Consider the following 13,578-nt stretch of genomic DNA (forward strand, 5'->3'; position numbering starts at 1 on the left):
CGGCATGGCCACCGCCGCGCCGATCTTCGCGTTCGAAGTCCGTTACGTGATCGAGCTGATCCTGCTCGTCTTCGCGTTGATCATCCAGGGTGTCGCGTTGGTGCATGCCATCACGCAGCGCTCCGACGCCTTCTCCGCCATCGGGACGCTGCCCAAGGGCGGCTGGATCGCCATCCTGGCGGTCTGCCTCGTGCTGATCCTGCTCAGCCGCGGTCCGATCAGCCTCTTCGGACTGATCGGCATCGCCGCCGCGCTCATCTATCTGCTCGACGTCCGGGTCGGTCTCCGCGACCTCAGTGACGGCAAAGGGTTCTGGTGAGAGGTTTTCGCTGGCCGCCTCCGCCCGACAGCGGCCCCCGCACCTGGGGCCCGGGTCCGGGCGGACCGCGTACCGGCCGGCCCGCTCTGCCGGAGCCGGAGACGGAGCTGGTCGCCACGCCGCACGGCGTGCAGTTGGAGCGCCTGGTCACCGGCGTCGGTGACCCGGTCACCGTGTTCGCGCACGGGCTGGGCAACGGGATCGCCACCACACGTCCGTTCGGCAGCGGGGTGGCCGGTCGTCGGCTGTTCTTCCAGTTCCGGGGGCACGGTCGCTCCGAGGCGCCGGCCGGCCCGTGGACCTACCTCGATCTGGCCCGCGATCTGCGGGCCATCGCGGATCTGGGCGGCGCCAGCCGGGCGTTCGGGGCGAGCCTCGGCGCGGGCGCACTGTGCCGCCTGCTGGTCGAGAGCCCGGAGCGCTTCGAGAAACTGGTGTTCTTCCTGCCGGCGGTCCTCGACCAGCCGCGCGGCCCGGTCGCCCGGGACCGCATCACCGCCCTGTTGGAGGCCGTCGAGAGCGGCGAGGCCTCGGCGGTCGCCGACGTCGTCGCGCTGGAGCTGCCGGCGGCGGTCCGCAACACGCCGGCCGGCTGGGCGTACCTGCGGCAGCGGCTCGACCAGCTGCTCCGCGACGGTCTGGCCGACGGCCTGGCCACGCTTGCGGAGCAGGCGCCGCTGAAAGACGCGGCCGCCCTGGCGGCGGTCACCGCGCCGGCCCTGGTGATCGGCTGCGGGGGCGACGACCTGCACCCGGTGGAGGTCGCCGAGCAGCTCGCCGCCGCGCTGCCCCAGGCCACATTGCACGTGTACGACCGGCCGGGGGTGCTCTGGACGGAACGCGCCGACCTGCGGGAGCGGATCTCCGGCTTCCTCAACGGGTAGCGTGGCCTGTCATGGGCGTCACACAGCATGGCCGGACGCACCGGCTGGATCTCGCCGACCCGACCCTTCGTGAGTGGACCTGCACGGTCCTGCACGCCGACCCGGAGCAGGGCATCGTCCTGGACCGCTCGGCGTTCTACCCGGGCGGCGGCGGCCAACCGCCGGATCACGGCGTGCTGCTCTGGCAGGGCGTGCAGACCCGGATCGTCGGCACCCGCAAGGGCGATGACCCCTACCTGATCCCCGCCGAGGGTGACCCGCTGCCGCCGGTCGGCACCGAGGTCGTCGGCGCGGTGGAGGACGAGCGCCGCACCCGTCTGATGCGTACCCACTCCGGCCTGCACGTGCTCTGCGGTGTGGTGTTCCGCGACTTCGGCGCGCTCGTCACCGGCAACTCGATGGAGCCGGGCGAGGCCCGGATGGACTTCAACCTCCCCGAGGTTCCGCCGGACTTCAAGAGCCGCATCGAGGAGCTGGTCAACGCCGAGGTGGCCGCCGACCGCGCGGTCGCCACCCGGGTGCTGCCGCGCACCGAGGCGCTGGCCCTTCCGGACATCATCCGTACCCAGTCCAACCTCATCCCGCCGGACGAGCAGGAGGTACGGATCGTCGACATCGTCGGACTGGACGTCCAAGCCGACGGCGGCACCCATGTCGCGTCCACCGCCCAGATCGGCAAGGTGCAGGTGGTCAAGGTGGAGAGCAAGGGCCGGGCCAACCGCCGGGTCCGCGTCCGGTTGGTGGACTGACAAATTCGGACGGCGGCTGTCAGGTATCGCTGGCAGCCTCGCAGGCATGACACAACCGCTCGCAGGAAAGATCGCGCTCGTCGCTGGTGCCACGCGGGGCGCCGGTCGTCAGATCGCGGTCCAGTTGGGTGCCGCCGGTGCCACCGTGTACGCCACCGGTCGCAGCAGCCGCGCCGGCCGTTCGGAGATGGGCCGACCGGAGACCATCGAGGAGACCGCCGAGCTGGTCACCGCGGCCGGCGGCACCGGCATCGCCGTGCGGGTGGACCACCTGGTGCCCGAACAGGTCCGCGACCTGGTCGCTCGGATCGACGCCGAGCAGGGCCGACTCGACGTGCTGGTCAACGACATCTGGGGCGGCGACCCCCTGGTGACCTGGGACAAGCCGGTCTGGGAGCAGCCGCTGGAGGCGGGTTTCCGCACCCTGCGGTTGGCCGTCGACACGCACATCATCACCAGCCACTTCGCCCTGCCGCTGCTGATCCGTCAGCCCGGTGGCCTGGTCGTGGAGATCGGCGACGGCACCAAGGCGTACAACGACGAGAACTACCGCCTCTCGGTCTTCTACGACCTGGCCAAGGTCTCGGTCAACCGGCTCGCCTTCACGCAGGCGCACGAGCTGAAGCCGCACGGCGGCACGGCGGTCGCGCTCACCCCCGGCTGGCTCCGCTCCGAAGCGATGCTGGAGCACTTCGGCGTCACCGAGGAGAACTGGCGCGACGGCGCCGCCACCGACCCGCACTTCCTCATCTCCGAGACCCCGGCCTTCGTCGGCCGCGCGGTGGCCGCACTCGCCGCCGACGAGGACAAGGCCCGCTGGAACGGCCAGTCCGTCGACGCGGGCACGCTGTCGAAGGTGTACGGCTTCACCGACGTCGACGGCAGCCAGCCGGAGGCCATCCGGTACATCACCGAGGTGGTCGGCGCGGGCAAGCCGGCCGACGTCACCGGCTACCGCTGACCCGCTGACAGGTCACCGGCGGGCCGCTGACCTGTCGGCCCGCGGACCGGTGTCACGGCACGGCCGGGCCGTCGTAGCGCGCGGCGGCCCGGCGTGCCGCGTCCGCCATCCGTGCGCGCAGCTCCGGCGGGTCGAGCGCCTCCACCTCCGGGCCCAGCGCCAGCAACTGGGCGTACGCGACGCCGACCGACTCGACGGGCAGCCGCGCCACCACCCAGCCCTGCTCGTCGGGCTCGCCCACGGAGGCGACCACCTCGTCGTACACGTGAGGGGCATCGACCAGGTGTCGGAGCTGGCGCAGGCCGGCGGGGCTGAGCCGGACGGTCACCTCGGCCCGCAGCATGGTCCGCAGGAATTCCCCGGCCTGCTCCCGCCAGTGCCCGGCCAGGTCGAAGCCCTCGTTCCGCTCGAAGTGCTCCTCGCCCACCTCGACCCCGGTCACCCGGTCCACCCGGTAGGTGCGGACATCCTCGCCGACCCGGCCGACCAGATACCAGACGCCGCTCTTGAGCACCAGGCCGTACGGCTGGACTCGGCGGGTCACCTCCTTCTCGCCGCGTCGGTAGCGCAGATCCACCACCCGGTCGCTCCAGACCGCCCGCGCCAGCTCGGCCAACCACTGTGGTGCCGGCGTCTCCCGGAACCAGCCCGGCACGTCCAGGTGGAACCGCTGCCCGGTACGGGCCGGCGCGTCGCGCAGGGCGGGTGGCAGCGCGGCGAGCACCTTCAGCTCGGCGGACGCGACCGCGTCGGCGAGCCCCATCTCACCGGCGGGCCCGGGTAGCCCAGCGAGGAAGAGCGCCTCCGCCTCGTCCCGGGTCAGACCGGTCAGCCGGGTGCGGTAGCCGCCGAGCAGGCGGTAACCGCCGGCCCGACCCCGGTCGGCGTAGACCGGCACGCCCGCCGCGGAGAGCGCCAGGACGTCCCGGTAGACGGTCCGCTCGGAAATCTCCAGCTCCCGCGCCAGCTCGCCCGCCGTCATCGATCCGCGCGCCTGCAACAGCAGCAGCAACGAGATCAGTCGGGACGCGCGCACCCGCCCATCCTGCCTCGTGCCGCTCGCCGTCCGGCGAATTCGATCACCTGTCGTTAGGCTGCTCGATCGTGGACGTCAGCAGAATCGCCAGCCCGGTGACCGGGGTCGTCGGACGCTTCCTCCTCGGGGTCAGGCTGCTCCTGCGCGGGCTGGGCATGTACGTCCGCAGCCCGAAGCTCATGCTGCTCGGTCTGGTGCCGGCGCTGATCTCCGGCGCGCTCTTCGTGGTCGCGATTGCCACCCTCGTGTACTTCGTGGACGACCTCGCCGCCCTGGTCACCCCGTTTGCCGACGACTGGTCGAGCACCGGCCGCAGCCTGGTCCGGGTGATCGCCGGGCTGGCCTTCCTCGGGCTCGGTGGCCTGCTCGCGGTAGTCAGCTTCACCGCGGTCACCCTGGTCATCGGTGACCCGTTCTACGAAAAGATCTCCGAGAAGGTGGAGGAGCGGCTCGGCGGCACCCCGGACGCCGTGGACGTGCCGTTCTGGTCGTCGCTGCGCCGCAGCCTCGCCGACTCCGTACGCCTGGTGGCCCTTACGGCGCTTGTCGGCATCCCGCTCTTTCTCGCCGGTTTCATCCCGGTCGTCGGCCAGACGGTCGTGCCGGTGATCGGGGCGGCGGTGGGCGGCTGGTTTCTCGCCGTCGAGCTGGTCGGAGCGCCGTTCTACCGACGCGGCATGCGGTTGCCGCAACGCCGGACGATCCTCAAGGCGGACCGGCCCATGGCGCTCGGCTTCGGGGTGGCGGTCTTCCTGTGCTTGCTCATTCCGCTGGGCGCGGTGCTGATCATGCCGGCCGCCGTGGCCGGCGCGACCCTGCTGGCCCGCCGGTCGTTGGGCCAGTCGATCGAGGAGAGCTGACATGGAGATCACCCTGGTCGAGGGGGACATCACCGCCCAGCGGGTGGATGCCATCGTCAACGCCGCGAACTCGTCCCTGCTCGGCGGCGGCGGGGTCGACGGTGCCATCCACCGACGCGGCGGGCCAGCCATCCTGGCCGAGTGCCGGGCGCTGCGGGCGTCCCGGTACGGCAGAGGGCTTCCCACCGGGCAGGCGGTGGCGACCACCGCAGGGAACCTGCCGGCCCGCTGGGTCATTCACACGGTCGGCCCGGTCTGGTCGTCCACCGAGGACCGCTCGGCGCTGCTGCGCGACTGTTACGCCAACAGCCTGCGCGTCGCAGACGAGTTGGGCGCGACGACTGTGGCGTTCCCGCTGATCTCCGCCGGCATCTACGGCTGGCCGGTCGACGACGCCGTCCGTCAGGCGCTGTCGGTGCTCCGCGCGGCCACGCCCGCAACGGTCACGGAGGCCCGCCTGGTGCTCTTCGGGTCGGACACGCACGCCACGGCCCGCGAGGTCTTCGAGGCGGCGTAGACCCCGCGCGCGGCTCTCGGCTTGATCACTTGATGCTGACCAGTTCGAGATCGCTTCTGGCAACTGGTCACCATCAAGTGATCACCGCGGATCCAGCCGGTCAGGTCGGTCCGGGTGCAGATCTCGGACAGTTTCCGTTAGCTCCTCACGGAAACACCGGTCCGATCCGCGTCGCCGCGACCAAGGGTCCGTAGTCATTGGGCTAGCAAGGCGATAAGCGTTGTCAATGCGCCAAGCAAGGCGGCGAGGCCGCCGAGTACGGCCGGAGCCGTCCGGAGGTATTCGAGGATCAGGCCGTGCCGGTCGCGCGGCGCGCTGCTGGTCTGCTCTTCCGTCGTCACGGCGAGAACGGTACGGCGGGCGGAGGTTAGCGTCCTGCCGTCGCCTTAGCGCTGTAGCTCGCTCTGCGGCATGTGCCTCAGCGCCGGCGATTCACCGCTCCTTACCGAGACGGACCCGCGCCCACCGTCGCCCTTGTTCGTGCTTGCCGTTTGGGTGAACGCCACTCATCCGAATGCTGTGCACAGTTTTCGCATTCGGGCATCACTAGCGCTGTGGCGTGCCGGCGTGTCGTCAGGCCCGCTCGCCCATGAGCAGCATCAGGGCGAGGTCTGGGCCCGCCGCTCGGCTGGCAGGGCTTTCCAGGCCCGGCAGGGCATAGGCGACGCCGCCGGCCCGATCGCCCGCGTTCGCCATCGTCAGGCCCCGGTGAAGCTCAATATGTGTTTGCGAAGTGGGGAAGGCTCGTCGACTTCGAGGAACTGGTGAGCATCAACTGATCACGTTGGGGTGGTCGCCGCTGACGGGCATAGCGAAAGACCCCCGGGTTCACCCGAGGGTCTTCGTGAGGTGGTGGCTCAGAGGGCGGCGGTCTTCACCCTGTCGACGAAGCCCTGCCAGGTGTGACGGTCGAAACGGAGGGTGCCGCCATCGCGGTCCTTTGAGTCGCGAACCGCGACGACACCCGGAAGGTTGTCGGCGACCTCGACACAGTCGCCGCCGTTAGAGCTGCTTCGGGTGCTGGTACGCCACTTGGCGCCGGTCAGGTCAGCCATGTTCGTGCCTTCAGAAAGTCGATGGTGTGGCGGCGTGGAAGAGCCACTGATCGCAGCGTATCCCAGATGGCCCAGAGCGGGGCTGTCTCGTTGGTCAGCCGGCCGGATGCCTGATCGTCGAGGTACCCGACGTCGCCATCCTCGGTGGTGGCAATGACGAACGGTCCGGCTTGTCCGGGGTGCATGCCCGCGTCAAGCGGCAACACATGAAGGAAGGTGTTGGACCGCTGCGCCATTTCGATCAGATGGTCCAGTTGGCGGTGCATGATGTCGGGCTCCCCGCGGCGCAACGCGCATTCGTCGATGACCGCGATGTAGAGCGGGGGCTTACGTCTGTTGAGGACCGCCGCCTGTCGGCGGAGGCGTGTCTCCACGTAACCCTCAACCTCGTCCGCGTCCAACAACCCGCTGCTGAGGACTAGTGATGCGTACTCCGGTGTCTGTAGCAGACCGGGAATCACAGACACCTGAAAGGCGCGGAGTGCGGTCGCTTGGAGCTCTGTCTCGACCCACGGCCGTAGCCACGCCGGCTCACGGCGCTTCAAAACGTCCGGCCAAATGTCCTCCACATCAAGCCCCAGGGCGCCCGCCGCTGCCGCTCGATGGCGGGGGTGGGGCACTCTGCCCGGCGTAACCCACCGTGCGACCGTCTTCGGGTCTACTCCCACCTGCTCGGCAAGACTCTCAACGGTCTCACCCGAGTTCGCCAGCGCAGCGCGTAGCGCCTGATTCATGGTCGCCTCCTACTGGACGTCCCCCACGTCTATGGAACGTATATCTACGGGGTGTAGCCGTCCAGCTCCCATCGGCAGTGTGTCGGGTGAGCGGCATTGCTGGTGGAGGTGTAGCCCGGCGGCGGTGTCAGCCCGGGGCCGTTCCGTCGGCGAGCACTCAGGGGCGGCCCCTCCCAGACCAGCCGAGGGGGGAAACGTGCCCGCACCACCAGGACCGACATTCCGGGCCGGCGACCTGCTACGTCTGTCGGCCACCGCGAGCGTGCAGTTTTTGCGCCCGATCACCGTGCGGGTCACCCGCGAGTTGGAGTGCGACACGTACGACGGGTGGGTGTGGCTCGACGCGTACGAGTTGGGCGCGCGCGGTGACGCGATTGCCCGGCGTGAGCTCTACGTGCGGCGCGAAGGCGTGCAGGTGTTGAACACCCGGCTGCCCACATGCGCCCGATGAGTCCGCGACCGCGCCCGCATCACGCCGGCCTGCCGCACTGGCGCTGTACCCGCTGCGGCGCCCATTGGCCGTGTTCGGCCGCGAGGCTGTCGCTGCTGGCCCGTTGGCGTGGCGATCGGGTCGGGATGCTGCTCATGTTGACGACGCTTGCGCGGGAGGCGTTCGCCGACGCGCTGAAGCTCGGCTTGCGGCCGGACCCCGCGGTGTACGTCGCGCGGTTCCTGGAGTGGACGCGCCCGCGCAGCGACAACCGAGCTGACTGATCAGGTCAGGTCGGCCAGGCAGGCCCAGAGGGTCGCCACCGGGCGGTAGCCCAACCGGGCGTTGATCGCCAGCATCGGCGCGTTCGACTCGTCGTTCGAGGTGTACGCGATCCGTACGCCGGCCTCGGCGGCCCGGTGCAGCGCCGCCGTCTTGGCCAGTCGGGCGAGCCCTCGACCCCGGTACGCCGGGACGGTGCAGGTGTAGTCCGACCACATCCGCTCACCGTCCCGCTTGACCAGGCTGAACGCGGCCACGTCCCCGTCGACCTCGGCGGCGGTGCTGGCGGTCTTGTCCAGGCCGACGTTGTCCCATACGTCGTACCGCCAGCTCTCGAAGGTGACCGCGTCGACGGGTACGTCGCCGGGTTCGTCGACGGCCGCGGCGACGTCGGCCTCGTAGAGCAGGTGCGGGTCCAGCTCGGCGATCGGCCGCAGTCGTACGCCCGGGGGCGGCTCGGGCAGCGCGGGCGGCGGGGTCAGGTCCACCGCCGAGTAGCGCACCTCGCGGCTGGGCGTGAAACCGTGCCGGCGGGCGAAGGGCAGCGAGTCCGCTGCGGCCATGGTGCGTACGCGGCGGACTCCGAGGGGGCGGAGGTGATCGGTCGCGGCGGTCAACAGCGCCGTCCCGATTCCCCTGCGGCGGTGCTCCGGGTGCACGTGCAGCATGCTGACGTCGCCGAAGCCCTGCACCGACGTCGAGGTGTTGGGCTCGGCGGACGTCCAGCCGACCACCTGGCCGTCGACCTCGGCCACGAACGCGGTCCAGCCGTCGACCGGCGGCGGTTCGGCGATCATCGCGCGGGTCGACTCGACCCCACGCACCAGGTACGGGTGAACGATCGCCCGCAGTGCCACCACGCCCGGGGCGTCGTCCGGCTGCGCCACACGGATGCGCATGTCAGGCCCCCGTCCGTACGGCGGCGACGGCCTCGACCTCGACGAGCTGGTCGGTGTAGCCGAGCACGGCCACCCCGAGCAGGGTGCTGGGCGGATCGTGGTCGCCGAAGAAGTCCCGTACCACCTCCCAGACGGTCACCAGGTCGGCCTGCTGCGACGACGCCACGTACACCGTGGTCTTGACGACGTCGGTGGGGGTGGCACCGGCCGCCGCGAGGGCGGTCTTCAGGTTCGCCATCACCTGCCGGGCCTGCGCGGCGTGGTCGCCTGGCGCGACGGTGCGTCCCTCGGCGTCCAGGGGGCACGCGCCGGCGGTGAAGACCAGGCGGGCGGGCGGCTCGACGGTGCCGGCGTACGCGTATTCGGCGACGTCGGAGAGAGCGGGTACGTGCAGCAGCGCGACAGGATCCGGCATGCCGGCGAGGCTAACGACGAACCCCCACCGAAGCGACGGATTAACGACGGGCCAGGCAGCAACTTCAGGGTTGTTGCTGCCTTCCGACGCCGGGAAGCAGCAACAACACCGAAGTTGCGCGGATCTTGAAGGCGGATCCCAAAAGTGGCGGGTCAGGCCGACGCGCGGACGATCAGCTCGGTATCGAGCATGACGGCCGGTTCGATGGTCTCGCCTGCCGCCAGCCGGAGCAGTTGCCGGGTCATCCGCCGGCCGAGTTCCACGATCGGCTGTCGGACGGTGGTCAGCGGCGGTTCGGTGTAGGCGGCGGTTTCGATGTCGTCGAAGCCGATCACCGCGACGTCCTCCGGCACCCGCCGGCCGGCCGCGCGCAGTGTGCGCAGCGCGGCGTGTGCCATCAGGTCGGAGGCGGCGAACACCCCGTCCAGGTCGGGATGGTCGTTGAGCAGTTGGTGCATCGCCGCCGCGCCGGACTCCCGGGTGAAGTCGCCGACGGCGACCAGCTCGGGCAGCCCGGCGGCGGCGACCGCCTCCCGGTAGCCGATCAGCCGCTCGATGCCGGCGACCATGTCCTGCGGGCCGGCGATGGTGGCGATCCGCCGCCGACCGCCGTCGATCATGTGTCGGACGGCGGCGGTGACCCCGCCGACGTGGTCCACGTCGACGTACGGCACGGGTACGTCGCCGAGCGGCCGGCCGCTGACCACCACGGGGATGCCGAGCCGGGCCAGCGTGCCGGGCAGCGGATCGGCGCCGTGCAGCGAGGCGAAGAGCACCCCGTCCACGTGGCGACCGGTGGTGTACCGCTCGACCCGCTGGTGCCCGGCCGGTGAGCCGGCCAGCATCAGCACCAGTTGCTTGTCGGCGGCCTCCAACTCCTGACTGACGCCCCGAATGATGCCGGGGAAGACCTGGTCGTCGGAGAAGACCCGGGTGGCCGCCTCCGGCATGACCAGGGCGATCGAGTCGGTCCGCTGGGTGACCAGGCTGCGGGCGGCCAGGTTGGGCACGTACCCCAGCTCGGCGACCGCCCGGTTGACGGCCTCCCGGATGGGTTCGGCGACGGTGGTGGAGCCGTTGACGACCCGGGAGACGGTGGCCCGGGACACACCGGCCCGTGCCGCCACCGCCTCGAGCGTCGGCCGCTGCGCCGTGGTCATCGCGACTTCCCCCCGCTCGTCACAGCCCGTTCCGGGAGATCACCTCCTGGTACCACCGGGCGCTGCCCTTCGGTGTGCGCCGCTGGGTCAGGTAGTCGACGTGCACGATCCCGAACCGCTTGCGGTAACCCTCCGCCCACTCGAAGTTGTCCAGGAATGACCATACGAGATAACCGCGCAGGTCCACGCCCCGGGAGATCGCCTCGTGCGCCGCCCGCAGGTGCCCGTCGAGGTAGGCGATCCGGTCGTTGTCGATCACCTGTCCCGGCCCGGCGGGCAAGTCGCTGCCCGCCTTGTCGGGGAACGCCGCGCCGTTCTCGGTGATCAGCAGCGGCACACCGGGGTAGTCGGCCGCGATCCGCTCCAGCAGCCGGGTCAGCCCGGACGGCTCGATCATCCAGCCCATGTCGGTGAGCGGCCCGGCCGGCGGCAGGAAGTGCACCGCGCCCTCGGTGCCCGGGTAGGCGCCGTTGCCGTCGCCGTCGGGACGGCCGGCGACGTAGGTGGGCGCGTAGTAGTTGATGCCGAGCAGGTCGATCGGGGCGGCGATCAGCTTCTCGTCGCCGTCGCGGATGAACGTCGGCTCGACGATGCGGGCCACGTGCTCGCGTACGTCGTCGGGATAGCCGCCGGCCAGCAGCGGGTCGAGGAAGATCCGGTTGTGCAGGCCGTCGACCAGGCGGACGGCGGCGGCGTCGGCCGCGCTCTGCGGGTCCGCCGGCCGTACATCTGCCGGGTTGAGGGTGATGCCGACGCTGCGCGCGCCGGCCGCCCGCAGCGCCCGCGCCGCCAGGCCGTGCCCGAGCAGCAGATGGTGTACGGCGGTGAAGGCCGCCGCGGCGTCCTGCTCGCCCGGCGCGTGCACCCCGTTGCCGTAACCGAGGTAGGCCGAGCACCACGGCTCGTTGAGGGTGGTCCAGGTGTCGATCCGGTCGCCGAGGCGGGCGTACACGGCGCTGGCGTACGTGGCGAAGTGCTCGGCGGTCTCCCGGTTGGTCCAGCCGCCCCGGTCGCCCAGGCTCTGCGGCAGGTCCCAGTGGTAGAGGGTGACGATCGGGTCGATGCCCCGGTCGAGCAGTGTGTCGGTGAGCCGGTCGTAGAAGTCCAGCCCGCGCGGGTTGACCGGGCCGCTGCCGTCGGGCTGGATCCGGGGCCAGGCGACCGAGAACCGGTACGCCCGCAGGCCCAGCTCGGCCATCAGCGCCACGTCGTCGGCGTACCGGTGGTAGTGGTCGCAGGCGACGTCGCCGGTGTGGCCCTGGTACACCTTGCCTGGCGTACGGCAGAAGGTGTCCCAGATGGACGGGCCCCGACCGTCGTCGCGGGCCGCGCCCTCGATCTGGTACGCGGCGGTGGCCGCACCCCAGAGGAAGTGCTCGGGAAACCGGAGTTCATTCACGCCTTGACCGCACCTTCCATGATCCCGCCGATGATCTGGCGGCCGAACAGCACGAAGACCAGCAGCAGGGGGAGCGTCGCGATGGCCGTCCCGGTGAACACCTGCGACATGTCCTGGTAATACCCGTCGGACAGCGCTCGCAGGGAGAGCTGAACGGTCGGGTTCGCCGGGTCGTTCAGCACAGCGTACGGCCACAGGAAGTCGTTCCACGTGGTCATGAACGTGAGCAGGCCGAGCACGGCGGCGGCCGGGCGCAGCGCCGGCAGCACCACGTGCCACCAGATCCGCGCGGTGCCGCAGCCGTCCATCCGGGCGGCCTCGATGAGCTCGTCGCTGATGGCCTGGCCGGCGTACTGCCGCATCATGAACACGCCGAAGCCGGTGACCAGCACCGGGACGATCACCGCGGGCAGCCTGTCGTTCCACTGCAACTTGGTCATGAGCAGATAGAGCGGGATCACGCCGAGCTGCGTCGGCACCATCATGGTCGCGATGATCACCAACAGCAGGGCGTTGCGGCCCCGGAACCTCAGTTTGGCGAAGGCGAACCCGGCCAGGCTGGAGAAGAACACCACGGAGACGGTCACCGTGGTCGCGACGATCGCCGAGTTGATCAGGCCGGTCAGGAAGTACGCGTCGGTGTTGTCGAACAGCCGGGCGATGTTGGCGCCTAGATTGCCGCCGGGGGTGACCGGGGGTGGCAGTTGGCCCATCGCGTCGTTGCTGCGGCTGGCGACGACGAACATCCACCAGATCGGGAAGATCGACAGGACGGCGGCGAACACCAGGGCCAGGTAGGTGAGCGGGCTGGCCCGCCAGAGCCGGCTCATCGGGTGGGTCCCTTCCGGGCGCTGGGACGCGCTCCGCCGCCGAGTCGGCGCAGGATCAGCACGTTGACCGCTGCCACGATCGCGATGAGCGCGAACAGCAGCCAGGCCACGGCTGAGCCGTACCCGAAGTTGTAGTGCGGCGCGAAGGCGTTCTCGAACATGTACATGGTCAGGGTCTGCGACTCGCGCAGCGGTCCGCCGCGGATCGGGTTGGTGCCGGAGTTGAACATCCGGGGCTCGGTGAAGAGTTGCAGGCCGCCGATGGTGGCGATGATGGTGCAGAAGATGATCGTCGGTTTGAGCAGTGGCACGGTGACCGACCAGAACTGCCGGGCCCGGCTGGCGCCGTCGATCGCCGCCGCCTCGTACAGGTCGCGGGGGATGGCCTGCATCGCGGCCAGGAGGATCAGCGCGTTGTAGCCGGTCCACCGCCAGTCGACCATGGCGGAGATGGCCACCCAGGAGGCGACCCGGTTGGACTTCCACTCGATCGCGTCCATCCCGACCAGGTCGAGCAGCCAGTTGATCATGCCGAACTCGCGGCCGAAGAGCACCCCGAAGACGATCGCCACGGCGGCGGTGGAGGTGACGTTGGGGACGAGCACCGCCATCCGCCAGCCGGTGCGGGCCCGCAGCCCTCGGTTCAGGAGGTTGGCCAGCCAGAGCGCGGCGAGCAGTTGCGGCACCGTGGAGATGACGAAGATGCCCAGCGTGTTGACCAGCGCGTGCCAGAAGTCGACATCGGCCAGCAGCCGGGTGTAGTTCTCCGCGCCGACGAACGGGTGGTCGCTGCCGAGCAGATCCCAGTCGTGCAGCGACACCCAGAAGGTGTACGCCAGCGGGTAGGCCCCGAAGACGCCGAAGATCAGGAAGAACGGGGCGATGTAGAGGTACGGCGAGAAGCGGGTGTCGAACCGGCTGAGCCGACCCGAGGATTGGCGGTGGTTACCGGTTGCCGGTGTGACAGGCGGACGGGCGTCGAGCTGGACGGCCATGCCCGAGAACTCCTTTCGTCGCGCGGGCGGGACCCCGGCTCCCGAGGCCCGCC

General features: G+C 70.5%; 18 protein-coding genes and 1 pseudogene. 8 read left to right on the top strand and 11 right to left on the bottom strand.

Features of this window, described 5'->3' with window-relative positions:
• Positions 1-4: 4 nt before the first annotated feature.
• From ACGGAQ_RS18440 to ACGGAQ_RS18455, 4 genes are read left to right on the top strand one after another with little or no spacing between them, the layout of a single operon-like run.
• Positions 5-319 carry a DUF2516 family protein gene (locus ACGGAQ_RS18440; protein ID WP_234582317.1) on the top strand — a complete coding sequence of 105 codons (315 nt, stop codon included), beginning with the start codon at positions 5-7 and terminating at the stop codon, positions 317-319.
• Positions 316-1,203: an alpha/beta fold hydrolase gene (locus ACGGAQ_RS18445; protein WP_393050680.1), complete on the top strand. Its 888-nt coding sequence runs from the start codon at positions 316-318 to the stop codon at positions 1,201-1,203. The genes ACGGAQ_RS18440 and ACGGAQ_RS18445 overlap by 4 nt, the downstream gene beginning before the upstream one ends.
• Positions 1,204-1,214: 11 nt before the next feature.
• Positions 1,215-1,952: an alanyl-tRNA editing protein gene (locus ACGGAQ_RS18450; protein WP_355135601.1), complete on the top strand. Its 738-nt coding sequence runs from the start codon at positions 1,215-1,217 to the stop codon at positions 1,950-1,952.
• A 46-nt stretch (positions 1,953-1,998) separates the two neighbouring features.
• Positions 1,999-2,913, top strand: a complete 915-nt coding sequence (locus ACGGAQ_RS18455) for an SDR family oxidoreductase (RefSeq protein WP_393050683.1) — start codon at positions 1,999-2,001, stop codon at positions 2,911-2,913.
• Positions 2,914-2,965: 52 nt separating this feature from the next.
• Here the strand turns inward: ACGGAQ_RS18455 and ACGGAQ_RS18460 are convergent, their stop codons facing one another.
• The gene (locus ACGGAQ_RS18460; RefSeq protein WP_393050685.1) at positions 2,966-3,949 is read right to left on the bottom strand and encodes a helix-turn-helix transcriptional regulator; all 984 of its coding nucleotides are present in this window, start codon (positions 3,947-3,949) and stop codon (positions 2,966-2,968) included.
• 68 nt (positions 3,950-4,017) lie between these two features.
• Here ACGGAQ_RS18460 and ACGGAQ_RS18465 point away from each other — a divergent pair, with 68 nt between their 5' ends.
• Together ACGGAQ_RS18465 and ACGGAQ_RS18470 are read left to right on the top strand one after the other, a co-directional pair.
• A complete protein-coding gene (locus tag ACGGAQ_RS18465) occupies positions 4,018-4,809 on the top strand; it encodes an EI24 domain-containing protein (RefSeq protein ID WP_393050687.1) in 792 nt (263 codons plus the stop codon).
• 1 nt (position 4,810) lies between these two features.
• On the top strand, positions 4,811-5,326 hold the full coding sequence (locus ACGGAQ_RS18470) for an O-acetyl-ADP-ribose deacetylase (RefSeq protein WP_393050689.1): 516 nt from the start codon (positions 4,811-4,813) through the stop codon (positions 5,324-5,326).
• A 194-nt stretch (positions 5,327-5,520) separates the two neighbouring features.
• Here the strand turns inward: ACGGAQ_RS18470 and ACGGAQ_RS18475 are convergent, their stop codons facing one another.
• From ACGGAQ_RS18475 to ACGGAQ_RS18490, 4 genes and pseudogenes are all read right to left on the bottom strand, one after another.
• Positions 5,521-5,667 (bottom strand): hypothetical protein, encoded by a 147-nt coding sequence (locus tag ACGGAQ_RS18475; protein ID WP_393050691.1) that lies wholly within the window; start codon positions 5,665-5,667, stop codon positions 5,521-5,523.
• Between the two features lie 258 nt (positions 5,668-5,925).
• Positions 5,926-6,064: pseudogene (locus tag ACGGAQ_RS18480) on the bottom strand (XRE family transcriptional regulator); the annotation flags it as partial.
• A 119-nt stretch (positions 6,065-6,183) separates the two neighbouring features.
• Entirely contained in the window at positions 6,184-6,372 is a 189-nt protein-coding gene (locus ACGGAQ_RS18485) for a DUF397 domain-containing protein (protein ID WP_393051113.1), read from the bottom strand.
• Positions 6,369-7,115, bottom strand: coding sequence for a DUF5753 domain-containing protein (locus ACGGAQ_RS18490; protein ID WP_393050693.1), 747 nt, complete (start codon positions 7,113-7,115; stop codon positions 6,369-6,371). Before ACGGAQ_RS18490 ends, ACGGAQ_RS18485 begins: the two co-directional genes overlap by 4 nt.
• 196 nt (positions 7,116-7,311) lie before the next feature.
• Here ACGGAQ_RS18490 and ACGGAQ_RS18495 point away from each other — a divergent pair, with 196 nt between their 5' ends.
• Together ACGGAQ_RS18495 and ACGGAQ_RS18500 are read left to right on the top strand one after the other, a co-directional pair.
• Entirely contained in the window at positions 7,312-7,566 is a 255-nt protein-coding gene (locus ACGGAQ_RS18495) for a hypothetical protein (protein WP_393050696.1), read from the top strand.
• Between the two features lie 134 nt (positions 7,567-7,700).
• Complete coding sequence (locus ACGGAQ_RS18500; protein WP_393050699.1) at positions 7,701-7,829, top strand: hypothetical protein; 129 nt, start codon at positions 7,701-7,703, stop codon at positions 7,827-7,829.
• Here ACGGAQ_RS18500 and ACGGAQ_RS18505 read toward each other — a convergent pair whose 3' ends face one another.
• The 6 genes from ACGGAQ_RS18505 to ACGGAQ_RS18530 all read right to left on the bottom strand — a co-directional run bounded on the left by ACGGAQ_RS18505 (position 7,830) and on the right by ACGGAQ_RS18530 (position 13,525).
• Entirely contained in the window at positions 7,830-8,726 is an 897-nt protein-coding gene (locus tag ACGGAQ_RS18505; RefSeq protein WP_393050702.1) for a GNAT family N-acetyltransferase, read from the bottom strand.
• A 1-nt stretch (position 8,727) separates the two neighbouring features.
• Positions 8,728-9,141 carry a RidA family protein gene (locus ACGGAQ_RS18510; RefSeq protein ID WP_393050705.1) on the bottom strand — a complete coding sequence of 138 codons (414 nt, stop codon included), beginning with the start codon at positions 9,139-9,141 and terminating at the stop codon, positions 8,728-8,730.
• Between the two features lie 152 nt (positions 9,142-9,293).
• Complete coding sequence (locus tag ACGGAQ_RS18515; RefSeq protein WP_393050707.1) at positions 9,294-10,301, bottom strand: LacI family DNA-binding transcriptional regulator; 1,008 nt, start codon at positions 10,299-10,301, stop codon at positions 9,294-9,296.
• Between the two features lie 19 nt (positions 10,302-10,320).
• Positions 10,321-11,700 (bottom strand): GH1 family beta-glucosidase, encoded by a 1,380-nt coding sequence (locus ACGGAQ_RS18520; protein WP_393050709.1) that lies wholly within the window; start codon positions 11,698-11,700, stop codon positions 10,321-10,323.
• Complete coding sequence (locus tag ACGGAQ_RS18525) at positions 11,697-12,530, bottom strand: carbohydrate ABC transporter permease (RefSeq protein WP_393050712.1); 834 nt, start codon at positions 12,528-12,530, stop codon at positions 11,697-11,699. Before ACGGAQ_RS18525 ends, ACGGAQ_RS18520 begins: the two co-directional genes overlap by 4 nt.
• Positions 12,527-13,525: a carbohydrate ABC transporter permease gene (locus tag ACGGAQ_RS18530; protein WP_393050715.1), complete on the bottom strand. Its 999-nt coding sequence runs from the start codon at positions 13,523-13,525 to the stop codon at positions 12,527-12,529. The genes ACGGAQ_RS18525 and ACGGAQ_RS18530 overlap by 4 nt, the downstream gene beginning before the upstream one ends.
• Positions 13,526-13,578: the final 53 nt, after the last annotated feature.

The sequence above is a fragment of the Micromonospora sp. NPDC047557 genome (assembly GCF_043205095.1).
Taxonomy (GTDB): Bacteria; Actinomycetota; Actinomycetes; order Mycobacteriales; family Micromonosporaceae; genus Micromonospora.

Bases quoted from the DNA above. Each gene is read 5' to 3' on its own strand.
- ACGGAQ_RS18440 (WP_234582317.1), top strand. From the start codon at position 5: ATGGCCACCGCCGCGCCGATCTTCGCGTTCGAAGTCCGTTACGTGATC.
- ACGGAQ_RS18450 (WP_355135601.1), top strand. From the start codon at position 1,215: ATGGGCGTCACACAGCATGGCCGGACGCACCGGCTGGATCTCGCCGAC.
- ACGGAQ_RS18455 (WP_393050683.1), top strand. From the start codon at position 1,999: ATGACACAACCGCTCGCAGGAAAGATCGCGCTCGTCGCTGGTGCCACG.
- ACGGAQ_RS18470 (WP_393050689.1), top strand. From the start codon at position 4,811: ATGGAGATCACCCTGGTCGAGGGGGACATCACCGCCCAGCGGGTGGAT.
- ACGGAQ_RS18490 (WP_393050693.1), bottom strand. From the start codon at position 7,115: ATGAATCAGGCGCTACGCGCTGCGCTGGCGAACTCGGGTGAGACCGTT.
- ACGGAQ_RS18500 (WP_393050699.1), top strand. From the start codon at position 7,701: ATGTTGACGACGCTTGCGCGGGAGGCGTTCGCCGACGCGCTGAAGCTC.
- ACGGAQ_RS18505 (WP_393050702.1), bottom strand. From the start codon at position 8,726: ATGCGCATCCGTGTGGCGCAGCCGGACGACGCCCCGGGCGTGGTGGCA.
- ACGGAQ_RS18510 (WP_393050705.1), bottom strand. From the start codon at position 9,141: ATGCCGGATCCTGTCGCGCTGCTGCACGTACCCGCTCTCTCCGACGTC.
- ACGGAQ_RS18515 (WP_393050707.1), bottom strand. From the start codon at position 10,301: ATGACCACGGCGCAGCGGCCGACGCTCGAGGCGGTGGCGGCACGGGCC.
- ACGGAQ_RS18525 (WP_393050712.1), bottom strand. From the start codon at position 12,530: ATGAGCCGGCTCTGGCGGGCCAGCCCGCTCACCTACCTGGCCCTGGTG.
- ACGGAQ_RS18530 (WP_393050715.1), bottom strand. From the start codon at position 13,525: ATGGCCGTCCAGCTCGACGCCCGTCCGCCTGTCACACCGGCAACCGGT.